This is a genomic window from Pseudomonas sp. W17 (assembly GCF_040268305.1).
GTDB classification, from domain to species: domain Bacteria; phylum Pseudomonadota; class Gammaproteobacteria; order Pseudomonadales; family Pseudomonadaceae; genus Aquipseudomonas; species Aquipseudomonas protegens.
Map to the genome: position 1 here is coordinate 6,173,929 of NZ_CP158490.1, position 18,329 is coordinate 6,192,257.

The 18,329-nt window shown below is 62.9% G+C and carries 15 protein-coding genes; 8 read left to right on the forward strand and 7 right to left on the reverse strand.

The window, feature by feature from the left end; translation table 11 throughout:
* The first annotated feature begins 338 nt into the window (after positions 1-338).
* From ABCR88_RS28385 to ABCR88_RS28405, 5 genes are all read left to right on the forward strand, one after another.
* The gene (locus ABCR88_RS28385) at positions 339-4,127 is read left to right on the forward strand and encodes an EAL domain-containing protein (protein ID WP_350403735.1); all 3,789 of its coding nucleotides are present in this window, start codon (positions 339-341) and stop codon (positions 4,125-4,127) included.
* Between the two features lie 196 nt (positions 4,128-4,323).
* Positions 4,324-5,577 (forward strand): serine hydroxymethyltransferase, encoded by a 1,254-nt coding sequence (gene glyA / locus ABCR88_RS28390; RefSeq protein ID WP_041119952.1) that lies wholly within the window; start codon positions 4,324-4,326, stop codon positions 5,575-5,577.
* Between the two features lie 352 nt (positions 5,578-5,929).
* Entirely contained in the window at positions 5,930-7,243 is a 1,314-nt protein-coding gene (locus ABCR88_RS28395) for a C4-dicarboxylate transporter DctA (protein ID WP_041119953.1), read from the forward strand.
* A gap of 79 nt (positions 7,244-7,322) precedes the next feature.
* On the forward strand, positions 7,323-8,036 hold the full coding sequence (locus ABCR88_RS28400; RefSeq protein WP_041119954.1) for a FadR/GntR family transcriptional regulator: 714 nt from the start codon (positions 7,323-7,325) through the stop codon (positions 8,034-8,036).
* A 35-nt stretch (positions 8,037-8,071) separates the two neighbouring features.
* Complete coding sequence (locus ABCR88_RS28405; RefSeq protein ID WP_232644515.1) at positions 8,072-8,767, forward strand: GntR family transcriptional regulator; 696 nt, start codon at positions 8,072-8,074, stop codon at positions 8,765-8,767.
* Positions 8,768-8,773: 6 nt separating this feature from the next.
* On the opposite strand, the gene yjiA is transcribed toward ABCR88_RS28405, so the two are convergent.
* From yjiA to ABCR88_RS28420, 3 genes are all read right to left on the reverse strand, one after another.
* On the reverse strand, positions 8,774-9,745 hold the full coding sequence (yjiA, locus tag ABCR88_RS28410) for a GTPase (protein WP_350403736.1): 972 nt from the start codon (positions 9,743-9,745) through the stop codon (positions 8,774-8,776).
* A gap of 114 nt (positions 9,746-9,859) precedes the next feature.
* Entirely contained in the window at positions 9,860-10,057 is a 198-nt protein-coding gene (locus ABCR88_RS28415; RefSeq protein ID WP_007937254.1) for a YbdD/YjiX family protein, read from the reverse strand.
* A 15-nt stretch (positions 10,058-10,072) separates the two neighbouring features.
* Positions 10,073-12,139 carry a carbon starvation CstA family protein gene (locus ABCR88_RS28420; RefSeq protein ID WP_350403737.1) on the reverse strand — a complete coding sequence of 689 codons (2,067 nt, stop codon included), beginning with the start codon at positions 12,137-12,139 and terminating at the stop codon, positions 10,073-10,075.
* A 216-nt stretch (positions 12,140-12,355) separates the two neighbouring features.
* On the opposite strand from ABCR88_RS28420, the gene ABCR88_RS28425 reads away from it, so the two are divergent.
* The gene (locus tag ABCR88_RS28425; RefSeq protein WP_015637107.1) at positions 12,356-12,817 is read left to right on the forward strand and encodes an isoprenylcysteine carboxylmethyltransferase family protein; all 462 of its coding nucleotides are present in this window, start codon (positions 12,356-12,358) and stop codon (positions 12,815-12,817) included.
* 54 nt (positions 12,818-12,871) lie between these two features.
* Positions 12,872-13,240, forward strand: a complete 369-nt coding sequence (locus tag ABCR88_RS28430) for a PilZ domain-containing protein (RefSeq protein WP_232644517.1) — start codon at positions 12,872-12,874, stop codon at positions 13,238-13,240.
* Between the two features lie 7 nt (positions 13,241-13,247).
* Here ABCR88_RS28430 and ABCR88_RS28435 read toward each other — a convergent pair whose 3' ends face one another.
* From ABCR88_RS28435 to katB, 4 genes are all read right to left on the reverse strand, one after another.
* Positions 13,248-13,970 (reverse strand): hypothetical protein, encoded by a 723-nt coding sequence (locus tag ABCR88_RS28435; RefSeq protein ID WP_232644518.1) that lies wholly within the window; start codon positions 13,968-13,970, stop codon positions 13,248-13,250.
* 40 nt (positions 13,971-14,010) lie between these two features.
* Positions 14,011-15,378 (reverse strand): DNA repair protein RadA, encoded by a 1,368-nt coding sequence (gene radA, locus ABCR88_RS28440; protein ID WP_232644519.1) that lies wholly within the window; start codon positions 15,376-15,378, stop codon positions 14,011-14,013.
* 45 nt (positions 15,379-15,423) lie between these two features.
* Positions 15,424-15,984 carry an ankyrin repeat domain-containing protein gene (locus tag ABCR88_RS28445; RefSeq protein ID WP_350403738.1) on the reverse strand — a complete coding sequence of 187 codons (561 nt, stop codon included), beginning with the start codon at positions 15,982-15,984 and terminating at the stop codon, positions 15,424-15,426.
* Between the two features lie 66 nt (positions 15,985-16,050).
* Positions 16,051-17,592: a catalase KatB gene (katB, locus tag ABCR88_RS28450; protein ID WP_350403739.1), complete on the reverse strand. Its 1,542-nt coding sequence runs from the start codon at positions 17,590-17,592 to the stop codon at positions 16,051-16,053.
* Between the two features lie 287 nt (positions 17,593-17,879).
* On the opposite strand from katB, the gene mscL reads away from it, so the two are divergent.
* Positions 17,880-18,293, forward strand: a complete 414-nt coding sequence (mscL, locus tag ABCR88_RS28455; protein ID WP_011063583.1) for a large-conductance mechanosensitive channel protein MscL — start codon at positions 17,880-17,882, stop codon at positions 18,291-18,293.
* Positions 18,294-18,329 lie beyond the last annotated feature (36 nt).

Genomic DNA, 18,329 nt, shown 5'->3' on the forward strand with positions numbered 1-18,329 from the left:
AACCTAGCGTCAGTGACAGATGAATAGAACGGGCCGGGCCCGGGCCAGGCCATGCGCTGCGCCGGCATTGACCATGATCAATACCGACGGGCGGAAAAAGCCTGATTGTCTGGAGCTGGAACGCTCCCGCGTAACCGGCAAAACTACCTCAATGCACGATCCAGGTCCAGCCAGGCGGGACTGGCACTTTGCCACAACTCAAGGCATGCTAGCCGCCCTTCGGGCGTCCGGCTTATAGTGCACGTCGCGCCAGCCCAGCCAAACCGCAGGATCACAGCTTGTTCAACGTCACTTCGCCAAAGCCCGCGCGCGCCGCTGCCCCCGGGTCGGCCTATCCTATGCGTGGCACACTCAAAGGCGCACTGGCGACGCTGGTGCTGTTGCTGCTGGCCCTGTTGTTCTGGCAGTTGCTCGATCAACTGCAACAGACCCGCCAGGACCAGCGTCAGCATGCCATCGACTACAGCGCCGACCTGGCCGACCACCTGAGCCTGAACCTGGCGCTCAACGCCCAGATCGCCCTCAATCTGCTACCCATCATCGAGGCGCCGCAAGACAGCCAGCAGCAACAGCAACTGCTTCAGAAACTCCAGCGCTCGCTGCCGGACGTACGCAGCTTTGCCCTGCTGGACAGCAAGGGGCAGATCCTCAGCGACAGCGCCACCGACAGCCAGGACGCCCTGTGGCTCGCCGAGCTGGTCCAGCGCAGCCGTGCCCAACGCTACTACTACAGCAACCCCGCCGATGGCTCGGTGGTGCATGTCCTGCTGCACCAGTCCAGCGGCGGGAGCCGCGGCTACTGGGTCCTGCGCCTGGCTCCGAGCTTTCTGCAGACCCTGGTGCGGCAAAGCGAAGAGGGCTTCAAGCCCACCTGGGTGATCGAGAACCGCCTCAGCCACCAGGTGATCAAGCGCGATGAGCGCAGCACTTCGCCCCCAGGCATGCTGGATCCCGACGAAATGGCCAGCAGCGTACTGCTGGTGCCCCTGAGCAACAGCGACTGGCAACTGCGCGGCCTGTTCGACCAGCGGGCGGTGCTCGAGGCGCTGCTGCCGGCCTTCATTGGCAAGTGCCTGCTGGGCCTGGCCTTCTCCCTGCTGCCGGTGATCGCCCTGCTGAACATGCGCCGGCGCCAGCGCCAACTGCACGAGGGCCGGCGGCGCTATCAGGACATTTTCGAAGGCACCGGCGTGGCCTTGTGCGTCATGGATATCTCCGGGCTTCCAGGCTTGCTCGACAAGCACAACCTGCACAACAGCGACCAACTCAAGCGCTGGCAGGCCAGCGATCCTGGCCACCGCCTGCAACTGCTCAGTGAATTGCGCATCACCGAGGTCAACCAGGTTGCCCTGCGCCTGCTCAACGTCGAATCCAGCGAGCAGGCCTGGCAACTGCTGATCGAAGGCAGCCCGAAGAACGGCAACGCCATCGGCAGCCAGTTGCTCGAAGCCGTGATCAACCAGCAGAAACAGCTGGAACTGGAGATCAAGCTCAGCGACGCCCAGGGCAACGACCAGCATCTGTGGCTGGTCCTGCGCCTGCCCGAGGCCATCGCGGACTACAGCGCGGTGATCCTCAGCATCAGCGACATCACCAGCCGCAAGCTGATCGAACTTTCACTACTGGAGCGCGAAGGGTTCTGGTCGGACGTGGTGCGCACCGTGCCCGATCACCTGTACGTACAGGATGTGATCAGCCAGCGGATGATCTTCAGCAACCACCATCTGGGCCAGACCCTGGGCTACAACAAGACCGAGCTGCACCAGATGGGCGAGTACTTCTGGGAAATCCTCCTGCACCCGGAAGACGCCGACCTCTATCACCGCCTGCGCCAGGAACAGCGGCATTCGGCCTACGCCCAACTCCTGCAATGCCAGTTGCGCTTCCGCCACCGCAGCGGCCAGTGGCGGCGCTTCGAGATTCGCGAGCAGGCCCTGGCCCGGGACCGCTACGACCAGGTGACGCGGATCATCGGCGTGGCCAAGGACATCACCGACCAGATCGAGGCCAGCGAGTCCCTGCGTGACAGCGAGCAGCGCTACCGCATGCTCGCCGAAAGCATCAGCGACGTGATCTTCTCCACCGACAGCAAGCTTTCGCTGAACTACGTCAGCCCTTCGGTGCACGCGGTGCTCGGCTACGACGTGGAGTGGATCTTCCAGAACGGCTGGCAGTCGACCATCGCCAACCCGCAGCAGCTGAGCGGCATCTACACCCTCATGGACCGGGTCAGCAAGGCCCTGGACAAACCCGAGCAACTGGCGCAATTGCGCAGCCAGGTGCAGACCCAGCTGTTCCTGTTCGACTGCCTGCGGGCCGATGGCCGCAAGATCCCCATCGAACTGCGCCTGGTATTGGTGTGGGACGAGCATGGCGCCTTCGAGGGCGTGCTCGGGGTCGGCCGCGACATCAGCCAGCAGCGCCGAGCGGAAAAGGACCTGCGCATGGCGGCCACGGTATTCGAGCACTCGACCTCGGCGATCCTGATCACCGACCCCGCCGGCTATATCGTCCAGGCCAACGAGGCGTTCAGCCGGGTCAGCGGCTACGCGGTGTCCCAGGTGCTCGACCAGTTGCCGAACATGCTCACCGTGGACGACCAGCAGGAAGCCCACCTGCGCTATGTACTCAAGCAACTGAACCAGCACAGCACCTGGGAAGGCGAAGTCTGGCTCAAGCGCCGCAATGGCGAGCACTACCCGGCGTGGGTCGGGATCACCGCAGTGCTCGACGATGAAGGCGACCTGGCCAGCTACGTGTGCTTCTTCAGCGACATCAGCGAACGCAAGGCCAGTGAACAGCGCATCCACCGCCTGGCCTACTACGACGCCCTGACCCACCTGCCCAACCGCACTCTGTTCCAGGACCGCCTGCACACCGCCCTGCAATCGGCAGAACGACAGAAGTCCTGGGTGGTGCTGATGTTCCTCGACCTGGACCGCTTCAAGCCGATCAACGACTCCCTGGGCCATGCCGCCGGCGATCGCATGCTCAAGGAAATGGCCACGCGCCTACTGGGCTGCGTCGATGACGACGACACCGTGGCACGCATGGGCGGCGACGAATTCACCCTGCTCCTGCAGCCGCGCTCCAGCCGTGAGATGGCCCTGAACCGGGCGATCCATGTGGCCGAGCAGATTCTCGCCAGCCTGGTCAAACCCTTCGTCCTCGAAGGCCGCGAGTTCTTTGTTACCGCCAGTATCGGCATCGCTCTGAGCCCCCAGGATGGCAACGAGCTGAGCCAGTTGATGAAGAACGCCGACACCGCGATGTACCACGCCAAGGAACGCGGCAAGAACAATTTCCAGTTCTACCAGGCAGACATGAACGCCAGCGCCCTGGAGCGCCTGGAACTGGAAAGCGACCTGCGCCACGCCCTGGAGCAGGAGGAATTCGTGCTTTATTACCAACCGCAGTTCAGCGGTGACGGCAAGCGCCTGACCGGCGCCGAGGCGCTGCTGCGCTGGCGCCACCCGCGTCGCGGCCTGGTACCGCCGGGTGACTTCATTCCGGTGCTCGAAGAACTGGGGCTGGTGGTGGATGTGGGCGACTGGGTGATCAGCGAAGCCTGCCGCCAGCTCAAGTCCTGGCACCAGGCCAAGGTGCGGGTGCCGAAGGTTTCGGTGAACATCTCCGCCCGGCAGTTCTCCGACGGCCAGCTGGGCATGCGCATCGCCACCATCCTCAAGGACACCGGCCTGCCACCGGCGTGCCTGGAGCTGGAACTGACCGAAAGTATCCTGATGCGCGAAGTCAGCGAGGCGATGCAGATTCTCGATGGCCTGAAGAACCTCGGCCTGAGCATCGCGGTGGACGACTTCGGCACCGGCTACTCATCGCTGAACTACCTCAAGCAGTTCCCCATCGACGTACTGAAGATCGACCGCACCTTCGTCGACGGCCTGCCGTCCGGCGAGCAGGATGCGCAGATCGCCCGCGCCATCATCGCCATGGCCCACAGCCTGAACCTGGCGGTGATCGCCGAAGGCGTGGAGACCCACGAACAGCTGGAGTTCCTGCGCGAACATGGCTGCGACGAGGTCCAGGGCTACCTGTTCGGCCGGCCGATGCCGGCCAACCGCTTCGAGGCGCAGTTCAGCAACGACGCCCTGTTCATGTTCGACTAACATCCCCTGCTTGCGTAATTGCTGGCTTGCCGGCGAAGGCGGTCTCAGGGGCCTCTTCGCTGGCAAGCCAGCTCCTGCACGAGCCCGTACCCAAGTGAAGGCCACTTGTCTGCGACATGATGTCCTTTCATATGCCATCTAAAACCCATTGGGTTAGAATGCCTCCCTTTTCTGCCCCCGATCCTTGAGGACCGCCATGTTCAGCCGTGATTTGACTATTGCCAAGTACGACGCCGATCTCTTTGCCGCCATGGAGCAAGAAGCTCAGCGCCAGGAAGAGCACATTGAGCTGATCGCTTCGGAAAACTACACCAGCCCAGCGGTGATGGAAGCTCAAGGCTCGGTACTGACCAACAAGTACGCCGAAGGTTACCCGGGCAAGCGTTACTACGGCGGCTGCGAATACGTCGACGTGGTTGAACAGCTGGCCATCGACCGCGCCAAGGAGCTGTTCGGCGCCGACTACGCCAACGTCCAGCCACACGCTGGTTCCCAAGCCAACGCCGCGGTCTACCTGGCCCTGCTGCAAGGCGGCGACACCATCCTGGGCATGAGCCTGGCCCACGGCGGTCACCTGACCCACGGCGCCGCGGTGTCCTCCTCCGGCAAGCTGTACAACGCTATCCAGTACGGCATCGACGCCAACGGCCTGATCGACTACGACGAAGTCGAGCGCCTGGCCGTCGAGCACAAGCCGAAAATGATCGTGGCCGGCTTCTCTGCCTACTCGCAGATCCTCGACTTCCCGCGCTTTCGCGATATCGCCGACAAGGTTGGTGCCTACCTGTTCGTCGACATGGCCCACGTGGCCGGTTTGGTCGCCGCTGGCGTCTACCCGAACCCGGTGCCATTCGCTGACGTTGTGACCACCACCACCCACAAGACCCTGCGCGGTCCACGTGGCGGCCTGATCCTGGCTCGCGCCAACGCCGACATCGAGAAAAAGCTCAACTCCGCCGTATTCCCTGGCGCCCAGGGCGGCCCACTGGAGCACGTGATCGCCGCCAAGGCCATCTGCTTCAAGGAAGCACTGCAGCCTGAGTTCAAGGCTTACCAGGAACAAGTGGTGAAGAACGCCCAGGCCATGGCCGAAGTGTTCATCGAGCGCGGTTTCGACGTGGTGTCCGGTGGTACCAAGAACCACCTGTTCCTGCTGTCGCTGATCAAGCAGGACATCTCCGGCAAGGACGCTGACGCCGCCCTGGGCAAAGCCTTCATCACCGTGAACAAGAACTCCGTACCAAACGATCCACGCTCCCCGTTCGTCACCTCCGGCCTGCGCTTCGGTACTCCGGCCGTGACCACTCGTGGCTTCAAGGAAGCCGAGTGCAAGGAACTGGCCGGCTGGATCTGCGACATCCTGGCGGACCTGAACAACGAAGCGGTGATCGACGCTGTGCGTGAGAAGGTCAAGGCCATCTGCAAGAAGCTGCCGGTATACGGCGCTTAATCAGCCCGCAGACCGCAGCAGAAAAAGCCCGGCCCAGTGCCGGGCTTTTTTGTGCCCGCAGGGCCGCGGCGACAGGCGGTGAAAGGAGCCTGCGAGGTCTTGCGAACGCAAGATGCCCGGGCGGCTGGTCCGGCCGATCGCAGCCTGCGACACCGGCTACAGTGGCCAGGGGAGGAAAAACTACTGGTCAGACCGGTAAAGCCAATCTTCACACTCCCCCTTGTAAATCCATAAAACCCGAGCGTAGACTGCGCCTGCACTGGACATACCGGTAAGACCACAATAATTAAGTCCTCCATCCGCTGCGCATCCCCCGCGCACGGCAGACAGGACACCGACCAGGATTCCCCCCATGCTCAGATGGTGCTCGCGTTCGATTTTCCTCCAGGTTGTCCTCGGACTGATGCTCGGCATCGTGTGCGGACTCACCCTCCCCGAATACTCCTCCCAGCTCAAACCCCTAGGCGATGGTTTCATCAAGCTGATCAAGATGCTGATCGGGCTGATCGTGTTCTGCGTGGTCGTCAGCGGCATCTCCGGTGCCGGCGACCTGAAAAAGGTCGGCCGCATCGGCCTCAAGTCGGTGATCTACTTCGAGATCCTCACCACCGTGGCCCTGGTGATCGGCCTGGTCATGGCCTTCAGCACCGGCATCGGCAGCGGCGCCAACATCCATCTGGAGCAACTGTCCACCGCGGACATGGGCGACATCGCCCAGCGCGGCCAGCACATGCACACCACCACCCAGTTCCTCATGGACCTGATTCCCACCTCGGTGATCGGTGCCTTCGCCGAGAACAACATCCTCCAGGTACTGCTGTTCTCGGTATTGTTCGGCAGCGCCCTTAACCTGGTGGGTGAAGCCGCCTCGGGCATCTCCCGGCTGATCAACGAACTGAGCCATGTGATCTTCCGCATCATGGGCATGATCGTGCGTCTGGCGCCCATCGGCGTGTTCGGTGCCATCGCCTTCACCACCAGCAAGTACGGCCTGGATTCGCTGCAGCACCTGGGCAGCCTGGTGGGGCTGTTCTACCTGACCTGCTTTGCCTTCGTCGCGGTGATCCTGGGCCTGGTGATGCGTTTGTCGGGCCTGCGCATGCTGCCCTTTCTCAAGTACCTGCGCGAAGAGTTGCTGATCGTCCTCGGCACCGCTTCCTCCGACGCCGTGCTGCCGCAGATCATGCGCAAGCTGGAACACCTGGGGATCGGCAGTTCCACCGTAGGCCTGGTGATTCCCACCGGCTACTCGTTCAACCTCGACGGCTTCTCCATCTACCTGACCCTGGCCATCGTCTTCATTGCCAACGCCACCGGCACTCCGCTGTCCATGTCGGACCTCTTGACCATTCTTCTGGTGTCGCTGATCACCTCCAAGGGCGCCCACGGCATCCCCGGCTCGGCGCTGGTGATCCTGGCGGCAACCCTGACTGCAATCCCGGCGATTCCGGTGGTGGGCCTGGTGCTGGTGCTGGCGGTGGACTGGTTCATGGGCATTGGCCGCGCCTTGACCAACCTGATCGGCAACTGCGTGGCCACCGTCGCCATCGCCCGCTGGGAAAAGGACATCGACGTGCAGCGGGCCAACAAGGTGCTCAGCGGCCAGCAGGGCTACACCTTCCAGGCCCGAAAACCGGTGACCGGCGCCCACCAGCAGGAATTTTGACCCGATCTTGTGCCTGTCATCGGCAGGCACAACACTCGGCGCGGCAACAGCGCGCTATTAATCGTTCATGGAGTCAACAGTGATCAGCTCGTCAACAGTGGTGAATTCAGTGGTAGAAAAGCTCCGGGCCGCCCTGGCCCGCGGCCAGTGGCGCTCCGGCGACATGCTGCCAGGGCAACGCGAATTGGCCGAGCAACTGGGCATCAGCCGCCCCAGCCTGCGCGAAGCGGTGATCGTCCTGGAGACCCTGGGCCTGGTGCGCTCCATGCCCGGCAAAGGCGTGGTGGTGCTGGACACCCCCCTGGACGAAGCGCAGGGCAGCGACAGCGCTGTGGCCGGGGCCAGCCTCGAAGACGTGCTGCAACTGCGCTACACCCTGGAGCCCTTCATCGTCGGCCTGGTAGCGCAATCCATCAGCAGCAAGGAAGTCGGCCAGTTGCGCCTGACCCTGATGGACATGCGCGAAGCCCTTGAAGCCGGCGACAGCGAAGCCGGGGTCAACGCCTACATCGCCTTCCACGAGGAACTGTTCACCCTGACCAGCAACCCGATCTTCCAGAACGTGGTGCAACAGACCAGCAATGCCCTCAAGCAAAGCGCACAGATCCTGCGCAATTCACCGGAGCACCTGGCCGAACGCCTGGAAGAAAATGAGGCGGTGGTGCGGGCCATCCGCAACAAGAACAGCGCCCTGGCCAGCGCCGAGATGCGCCGGCACATCCTCCAGGAAGGCCAGCGCATGGGCATCGAACTGAATATCCCGGACGATCACCTGGGCAACAGCGCCCAGTAATCCCCCCGAGTCAGCAACCGGACTGGAGACAGGCCATGGTCAGCTACGCCCTGAAAAACAATCCCTTCACCCGGGTGGCCAGCCAGCCAAGGCGCCCTCGGGGTGAAAGGAAGCTGCTGGTGGATGATGTCTACCCGCAGATCTTCGACGCCATTCTCGAACAGCGCATCGCTCCCGGCAGCCGCTTCACCGAAGACAGCCTGGGGCAGGCCTTCGGCGTCAGCCGCAGCATAGTGCGCCAGGTCCTGGCGCGGCTTTCCCATCAGCAAGTGGTAATCCTGCGGCCCAATTACCGGCCCCAGGTGGCGGCGCCGGACCTGGAACAGACCCGGCAGATCCTGCATGCCCGGCGCCTGACGGAAATCACCCTGGTGCGCCTGGCCTGCCAGCAGCCCCAGCGCCAGTTGCAACCCTTGCGCGAGTTGATCGCCCAGGAGCGCGAGGCCATTGCCCGCGACCAGCGCGGGCCGGCTATCCGCCTGTCCGGGGAGTTCCATCTGCAACTGGCGGAAATCGCCGGCAACGGGCCCCTGGCACAGTTCCTTGGCAGCCTGGTGCCCCTGACCTCACTGGCCATCGCCCAGTTCGAGGGCCGGGCCCGCAACTACTGCTCCTGGCAGGAACACTCGAAGATCATCGAGGCACTACAGGAGGCCGATGCCGAAAAGGCCGAAACCCTGATGAACCAGCACCTGGCGCACCTGGAGCAGCGCCTGCTGGGCGGCCTGTAGCCGCCATCAGCCCGCGAGCATCCGCTCGAACCCCTGCCGGATCTTCTTCTCCGGCAGATCGTCAGCAATGAACACCATCACGCTCTCGCGCACTTCGCCTTCGGCCCATTCGCTGTCCCAATCGAAGCCATAGAGCTTGAGCACGCCCTGGAACACCATGCGCCGGGGCTCGTCGATAACGCTCAGCACACCTTTGTAGCGCAGCAGTTGCTTGCCGTGGTCTTCCAGCAGCTCATTCATGAATTCGCTCAGGCGATCCAGGTCCAGGGCTTGCTCGGTGCGCAGCACCAGGCTGGAAATCCGGTCCACTGACGGCGCCTTGCTCACTGGCCGCAGGCTGAGACCGCCCCCCAGGTCGGCATTGAGATTGAACCCCCGCACATCCAGCAGCTCGGCCAGGTCGATCTGGCCGTGCTCCACCAGGCGGATCGGTGCCCGGCGGTTGATCCGGGTCAGGCGCTGGCTGAGGGCTTCGAAAGTCGCCTCGTCCACCAGGTCACGCTTGCTCACCAGCAGCCGGTCGGCAAAACCGATCTGCGCCTGGGCAATGGTCTGGGTCAGGTGGAACTCGGCGTGCTTGGCGTCCACCAGGGTGATGATGCCGTCGAGGATATAGCGTTCGCGCAGTTCCTCATCGATGAAGAAGGTCTGTGCCACCGGCGCCGGATCGGCCAGCCCGGTGCACTCGATCACCAGCCGGTCAAAGGCGATCTCGCCGCTGTCCAGACGCTCCAGCAACAGGTACAGGGCCTTGGTCAGGTCAGTGTGAATGGTGCAGCAGACGCAGCCATTGGACAGGGTCATGACCTGTACCGGCTGCTCGCCCAGTAACTGGGTGTCGATGCCGGCATCGCTGAATTCGTTCTCGATCACGGCGATTTTCAGGCCGTGCTCGGCCTTGAGCAGGTGGCGCAACAAAGTGGTCTTGCCGGCGCCAAGAAAACCGCTGAGCACGGTCACGGGAATAGGGTTGTGCAAAACAGGATCTCCCACGCATAAAAACGTAGAAGCCGGCTTGTTGGCGATGGCGTCCGAAGAACCGCTATCGCCGGCAAACCGGCTCCTACAGGGGTGTGGCTCAAACGCTGTGTTTCAACAGCACTTCGGACCGCCCTTGCCGCCGTATCGCGCCTCCTGGCGTTCCCGGAAGAACGCCTCGTACGACATCACCGGCTTGTCCGGGTGCTTGGTTTGCATATGCTCGACGTAGTTGTCGTAGTCGGGCATGCCGACCATCAGGCGCGCGGCCTGACCGAGGTATTTACCGAGGCGACTCAGGTCGTTGAACATGCTTGCAATCCTCGATTACGCATCCGGCACCGCCTGATAGGGCGCTTCTTTATCCGTACGCTCCTTGCTGCCCCAGGCGGCGATGCCGACCTTGAGCGCGTAGAACAGGATGCTGAACACCACCAGCAGGAACAGGGCTGTCAGGGTCGCGTTGGTGTAGGCGTTGAAGATCACGTGCTGCATCTGCGTGATGTCCTTGGCCGGGGCGATGATCTGGCCGTTGGCCATTGCATCGCTGTATTTCTTCGCCAGCGCCAGGAAGCCGATCGCCGGGTTGGCGTCGAACAGCTTGATGAAGCCTGCGGTGGTGGTGCAGATCAGCAGCCACACAGCCGGCAGCAGGGTGACCCAGATGTAGCGCTGGCGCTTCATCTTGATCAGCACCACGGTACCCAGCATCAGGGCGATACCGGCCAGCATCTGGTTGGAGATGCCGAACAGCGGCCACAGGGTGTTGATGCCGCCCAGAGGATCGATCACGCCCTGGTACAGCAGGTAGCCCCAGAGCGCCACGCAGCCTGCGGTGGCAATCAGGTTGGCGGTCCACGACTCGGTGCGTTTCAGCGCCGGAACGAAGGAACCCAGCAGGTCCTGAAGCATGAAGCGCCCGGCACGGGTACCGGCGTCCACCGCAGTGAGGATGAACAGGGCTTCGAACAGGATCGCGAAGTGGTACCAGAAGGCCATGGTGTTCTCACCCGGCAATACATGGTGGAGGATCTGCGCGATCCCCACTGCCAGGGTCGGCGCGCCGCCGGCACGGGCCAGGATGGTGTTTTCACCGATGTCCTTGGCCACCGCCTGCAGTTGGTCCGGGCTGATCGCAAAACCCCAGCTGCTGACAGTCTGGGCTACCGCCACCACGTCGCCGCCGACGATGGCCGCCGGACTGTTCATGGCGAAGTACACGCCCGGCTCGATCACCGAGGCCGCGACCATGGCCATGATCGCCACGAAGGACTCCATGAGCATGCCGCCGTAGCCGATGTAGCGGGCGTTGGCTTCGTTATCCAGCAGCTTGGGCGTGGTGCCCGAGGAGATCAGCGCATGGAAGCCGGAAACCGCACCGCAGGCAATGGTGATGAACAGGAAGGGGAACAGGCCGCCTTTCCACACCGGGCCGGTGCCGTCGGTGAACTGGGTCAGGGCCGGCATCTTCAGCTCGGGCATGGTGATCAGGATGCCGATCGCCAGAGCGATGATGGTGCCGATCTTGAGGAAGGTCGACAGGTAGTCCCGCGGTGCCAGGATCAGCCACACCGGCAGTACTGCCGCGACGAAACCGTAGCCGATCAGCATCCAGGTGATCTGCACGCCGGTGAAGGTGAACATCTTGCCCCACACCGGATCCGCCGCCACCTGGCCACCCAGCCAGATGGAGCCGAGCAACAGCAGCACACCGATCAACGAGATCTCACCAATGCGGCCCGGGCGGATGTAGCGCATGTACACGCCCATGAACACCGCGATCGGGATGGTCGCCATCACCGTGAAGATGCCCCACGGGCTCTCGGCCAGGGCCTTGACCACGATCAGCGCCAGCACCGCGAGGATGATGATCATGATCAGGAAGCAGCCGAACAGCGCGATGGTCCCCGGGATACGGCCCATTTCCTCACGGACCATGTCGCCCAGGGAACGGCCGTTACGCCGGGTGGACAGGAACAGCACCATGAAGTCCTGCACCGCACCGGCCAGGACCACCCCGGCAATCAGCCACAGGGTGCCGGGCAGGTAGCCCATCTGCGCCGCCAGCACCGGGCCCACCAGGGGACCTGCGCCGGCAATGGCCGCGAAGTGGTGACCGAAGAGGATGTGCTTGTTGGTCGGGACGTAGTCCAGGCCATCATTGTTGACCACGGCGGGCGTGGCCCGGCCCGGGTCCAGCTGCATCACGTTGTTGGCAATGAACAGACTGTAATACCGGTACGCCACCAGATAGATGGCCACGGCGGCGACCACAATCCACAAGGCGTTGATCGCCTCGCCGCGACGCAATGCAACTACGCCAAGGGCGCAAGCTCCTACGATTGCCAGCAGCAGCCAAGGAACATGGCGCAACAGGCTATTATTATTTTTCATTTTTTTATTCCAGCCAGGAGGATAGAAAAACCGCGTTTCGAGTGTAGCGCTACTGCTCTTAAAGACCACCCCCCACGTTGGTCTAGAGCCTTCTTTTAACTTATGAGGGCGATTTTTCTTGCTCCCGATCTGCCTGAGCGGGGCCCGCCAGGAAAAAACCGGAACCCTGGGCACTTGCCGACAGTCGCACGCTTGAGCCCTGGTGCAGGAACCTCCATGTCAACGCCGCCCGAACAACCGCCATTGCCACCGCCACTCCTGTATTTACTGTGCCTGACCCTGGCGCTGTTTCTCAGCGGCTGGCTGCCCTTGCCGCTGCCGGTCAATAACGGCGTGCGCAGCCTGGCGGTGATCCTGATCGTCTTCGGGCAGGGCCTGTCGTTCTGGGCCATGTGGCGTTTCCGGCAACAGCGCACCACCTCCAGCAACTTCGACCAGCCCGACCAGTTGCTCCGCGATGGCCCCTTCGCCATCTCGCGCAACCCGATCAACCTGGGCGACACCCTGGGCTACTGCGCCATTGCCCTGCTGCTGGGCAACCTGTGGCCCTGGCTGTTGCTGCCGGGGCTGCTGTACCTGATGAACCGCACGGTGATCCGCCCGGACGAGAGACAACTGCTGGAGCTCTTTGGCCAGCCCTACCGTGACTACTGCCGCAAGGTCCGGCGCTGGTTGTAGCGACAGGCGCGAACCGGGGTCTATAGTTCAGGGCACCATGCAGAGGGCCAGCCCATGACCGAGCAACACGACGACCGCCGACGCTTCAAACGCATCGCCTTCGATGCCCGGACCGAACTCAGCCAAGGCACCCACCGCTGGCCGGTACGGCTGCTGGATCTTTCACTGAAGGGCCTGCTGATCGAGCGCCCCGATCCGTGGCTGGGCGACCCGGCGCGCCCCTTCGAGGCCGACATTCACCTGAGTTCCGACGCCGATGTGCGCATGGACGTACAACTGGCCCATGACAATAAGGGCCAACTGGGCTTCGTCTGCCTGCACATCGGCCTGGAGTCCATCGAGCACCTCAGGCGCCTGATCGAATTGAACCTGGCAGATCCCGAGGAGCTTGAGCGCGAGCTCGGGGCCTTGATCGATATCTGATGGCCTTTCAGGGAAACAGCGCGGGCTCGGGAAACTCGCTTTCCGTGTCCCAGTAACCCGCCTGCTGGCGCGTGGTGACAGTCCACTGGCCGTCGGCATAACGGAAGGTGCGATAGGTGGTGACGAATTCTTCGTTCTCCATCGATGAAGCGGACGACACCTGCTGGATGCTTTCCGTGCCGCCACCAACGGACGGTACGATCTGCCAGGCCGCCTTGCCGGTCTGGGCAAACACCAGCGGCTGCTTCTCCGCGCCCTCCCCCTGGCACAGCACCGGGTCCAACTGATTCTGTTCCGGCATCAGCACTTGGGTGGCCGGGCCGCTGTAGCTGCCCATGGGAGCGGTCTGGTCGATGGTCAGGAAAAACGCCGGGGACGGCAGGCCGTTCAGCGGTGCCTTTTCCACGGTGGCCATCGGGTAGCCCAGGGACTTGTGCGCCAGTACCTCGCCGCTATCGGACACCAGGCGCGCCTGGGCTCCCAACGGCGCGCTCGGCTGATCCCCCTCCGGCTCGGCAAAACTGTCGGCGTCCAGGCCATTGCCCCAGCTATCGGCATGCAACTGGGGAGTGATGCGCACATCCTCCAGCACCTCCAGCACCGAACCGTCGCCCACCAGCACCTGCTGGGCAATCCGATAGCCTTCCGGCACCTCGGCCGGCTGTGCCAGGGCCAGGCCGCAATAGCCCAGCAACCCCCAACCCAACACCCGCCCCCTGAATCCGCTCATGGCCATATCACCTGCTTCCTTTCAAAAAAGACCTGCATGCTTACTCGAAAAGTGCATCCAGCGCCTGCTCCAGGCGGGTCACGGCAATGATCTTCAAGCCCGGCGGCGCCTCTTTCGGCGCGTTGCCCTTGGGCACGATAGCTCGCTTGAAGCCGTGCTTGGCCGCTTCCTTCAAGCGCTCCTGACCGCTGGGCACCGGGCGCACCTCACCCGACAGGCCGACTTCGCCAAACACCAGCAGGTCATGGGGCAACGGACGGTTGCGCAGGCTCGACATCACGGCGGCCATCAACGCCAGGTCGGAGGCGGTTTCCAGCACCTTGACCCCGCCCACCACGTTGAGGAACACATCCTGATCGTGGGTGGGGATGCCGCCATGGCGATGCAGCACCGCCAGCAGCATGGCCAGGCGGTTCTGGTCCAGGCCCAGGGTCACCCGGCGCGGGTTGGCCAGGTGGCTGTCATCCACCAGCGCCTGGACCTCCACCAGCATCGGCCGGGTGCCTTCCCAGGTGGCCATCACCACGCTGCCCGGAACCTCTTCCTGGGCACGAGTCAGGAAAATCGCCGAAGGATTGGAGACCTCCTTCAAGCCGCGGTCAGTCATGCCGAATACACCCAGCTCATTCACCGCACCGAAACGGTTCTTCACCGCCCGCAGCAAGCGCAGGCGCCCGTCGGATTCGCCCTCGAAATACAGCACGGTGTCCACCATGTGCTCCAGCACCCGCGGCCCGGCCAGGGCGCCTTCCTTGGTCACGTGGCCGACGAGGAAGATCGCCGTGCCGCTCTGCTTGGCGTAGCGCACCAGCAAGGCCGCGCTCTCGCGCACCTGGGACACGCCGCCCGGGGCCGACTGCAGTTGTTCGGTGAAAATCGTCTGGATCGAGTCGATCACCATGACCTTGGGTTTTTCCACCCGGGCCGTGGCGATGATGGTTTCGATGCAGGTCTCGGTCATCACCCGCAGTTGGTCCTGGGGCAGGCCCAGGCGCCGGGCGCGCATCGCCACCTGCTGCTGGGATTCCTCACCGGTGACATACAGCGCCGGCATGCGCGTGGCGATATTGCACAGGGTCTGCAGCAGGATGGTCGACTTGCCGATCCCCGGATCACCCCCGATCAGCACCACCGAACCGTCCACCAGGCCGCCGCCCAGTACCCGGTCGAGTTCAGCGGAAGCGGTGGAGAAACGCGGGATTTCCTCGACGCTGACTTGCGCCAGGGTCTTGATCTGCGCCTGCTGCCCGGCCCAGCCGGTGCGCCCGGCAGGTGCCGCCGCGCCGCCGCTTTCGATCATGGTCTCGGTCAGGGTGTTCCAGGCCCCGCACTCACCGCACTGCCCGGCCCATTTGGGAAAGGTGGAGCCGCACTCGGTGCAGCCGTACATGCGCTTGGCCTTGGCCATCTGAACCCCCGGCAAAAACCGCGATGATAGCTCAGCTGGCGCGGATCAGCGCGGTGCGGCGGTACGTATCTGCCCGCTGGCCAGGCGCGTGGCGCTATTGCCCAGGGGATCCTCGGCATTCAGGTCGGCGCCCTTGGCGGCCAGGGCATCAAGCAATTCGACCCGCTTGAACAACCCGGCGTACATGGCGGCGGTCTGGCCGGCGCCATTGCGCTGGTCGGGGCTGCAATCGGCGGCCAGCAGGCGCCGGGCGATCTGCACCTCGCCCTTGAAGATCGCCCCCATCAAGGCCGTGTTGCCACGCTTGTCCTGGGCGCAGGCGTTGGCCCCAGCGGCCAGCAGGTGCTCCACCGCCGGGCCCTGGCCGTGATAGGCCGCGAGGATCAGCGCGGTGTAGCCCTTTTCATCCTGGGTATCGAGGGAATAGCCGGCCGCGATAAAGGTGTCGAGCATTTCCACATCACCACGGCGGGCGGCATCGAAATAGTAGTTTTCCAGCTGGACCTTGACCGCCACCGGGTCGGCGGCGGCCGCTGCTTCGGCCGTAGGCTGCGCGTAGGCGGCAAACGACCAGGCCACTGACAGCAGCGCTATAAAAAGACGCATGGCGCGACTCCTCTGTCGGAAAAAGACGTCACGCCCGGGCGGGCGTGACGGGTAAGGCTCGCTCGATCAGTCGCTCAACTTCGCCGCCAGGGCCTTGACTCGGGCCAGGTCGCCCTTGGCCACCTTGGTCACCCCAGTGCCGTATTCAGGGTCGGCCTTGTAAAGGAACGACAGCATGATGTGCTTGCTCTCATCATCAGTGGTGGCCAAGGAGCCGCCGAAGCTGTCGATCAGGTCCTGGCGTTCCTTCTTGCTGAAGGAGCGATACAGGTCACCGGCCTGCTTGAAGTTCTGCTCGCGCTGGATCTTCGCCTGCTGGGTGCTGCCCGCCAGCGCCATCTGGCTGTAGCGCGCGGTCTGCGGCTCTTCGCGTGGCATCAGGCGGCTTGGCTGGTAGTTGACCCCCGTGCTGCTGTGGCCCAGGTTCATCGCGCCGTCCTGGTTGCCATTGTTCACCGGGTTCTTCGGCGCGTTGATCGGCAATTGCAGGGCATTGGCGCCGATGCGGTACATCTGGGTATCGGCATAGGAGAACACCCGTCCTTGCAGCAGGCGGTCTTCCGACGGTTCGATGCCTGGCACCAGATTGGCCGGTGCCATGGCCACTTGCTCGGTTTCCTGGAAGACGTTGGCCGGATTGCGGTTCAACACCATCTGCCCGACTTTGCGCTCGGGCACACCGGGCCAGATCTTGGTAGCGTCCAGCGGGTCGAAATCAAACTTGGCTAGGTCTTCGGGTTTCAATACCTGGACATACAAGTCCCACTTGGGAAAGTCCCCTTTATTAATGTGGGTTACCAAGTCATTAGTCATATGGCTGTAATCGCGGCCCTGTACCTCCACCACTTGTTTCGGGTCGAGATTCTTCAGACCCTGCAGGCTCTTCCAGTGGAACTTCACGTAGTGCACTTCGCCCTTGGCGTTGATCAACTTGTAGGCGTGCACACCATTACCGTCCATTTCCCGGTAACTGACCGGAGTGCCGGAGTTGGAATACAGCTCGGTCAGAGTACGGGTGGCTTCGGGAACATGGGAGAAGAAATCGAAACGCCGCGAGTCATCGTCAAGGTTGGTGCGCGGGTCCGGTTTGAATGCGTGCACCATGTCCGGGAACTTGATGGCATCACGAATGAAGAAGGTCGGGAAGTTGTTGCCCACCAGGTCCCAGTTACCGTCCGCGGTATAGAACTTGGTGGCGAAGCCCCGTGGATCGCGCAAGGTTTCCGGGGAGTGGTTGCCATGCACCACCGCCGAGAAACGCACGAATACTGGGGTCACTTCGCCGGCGGCAAACACCTTGGCACGGGTCAGGTCCGTGAGGTTGTCGGTTACCGTGAAAGTACCGTGGGCACCCGTGCCACGGGCATGCACCACTCGCTCTGGAATGCGCTCGCGGTCGAACCGCTGGAGCTTCTGAATCAACTGCACGTCTTGCAACAGCACCGGGCCGGTGGCGCCCGCAGTCTGCGAATTCTGGTTGTCGCCCACTGCCGCACCGTTGTCGCGGGTCAGCGTGGCGGCCTGTACGGAAAGGGAAAGCATACTGGCGGCAAGCACGCCCAGTACGCGTCGCTGGGAAAGACTCCCAAGGCCAAGAGAAGCGGTCATGTTGTATTCCTCTAGTTATATAAGGCGCATCTCGATGCGCCTGCTAGAGGCTAGTGACTAAATATTTGAAAGATAAATAGAAAGGCCGTAACCGCTCGATTGACAGAATGTACTGGTTATATCGTGGGGCGCGGGGTATATCGCGCGCGACTTGATGGCACTTTGAATAAACTATTTGCCTCTTTATCGGTCGATAACCCCGCGAGCTGTAAAAAGTTGTTTCGGCAAAATACTTTTTGCTGAATTACACTGCCGTAACCAACCTCATCTGTAGCAAGGAATAACCTATGGGCGTGCTAAGTGAATTCAAGGCCTTCGCGGTCAAAGGTAATGTGGTCGATATGGCCGTCGGTATCATCATCGGCGCCGCGTTCGGCAAGATCGTCTCGTCCTTTGTTGGCGACGTGGTCATGCCGCCAATCGGCCTGCTGATCGGTGGGGTGAACTTCGGGGATCTGGCGGTCACGCTCAAGGCGGCTGCGGGCGATACGCCGGCAGTGGTCTTGGCGTACGGCAAGTTCATCCAGAGCATCATCGACTTCGTGATCATTGCCTTCGCCATCTTCATGGGGGTCAAGGTGATCAACCGTCTCAAGCGCGAAGAGGCCGTGGCCCCGACGCTGCCGCCGGTGCCGACCAAGGAAGAAGAGCTGCTGGGGGAGATCCGCGACCTGCTCAAGGCTCAGAACAACAAGCCCTGAGGCTGATCCCGCAATACGACAACGGCGCCCTGATGG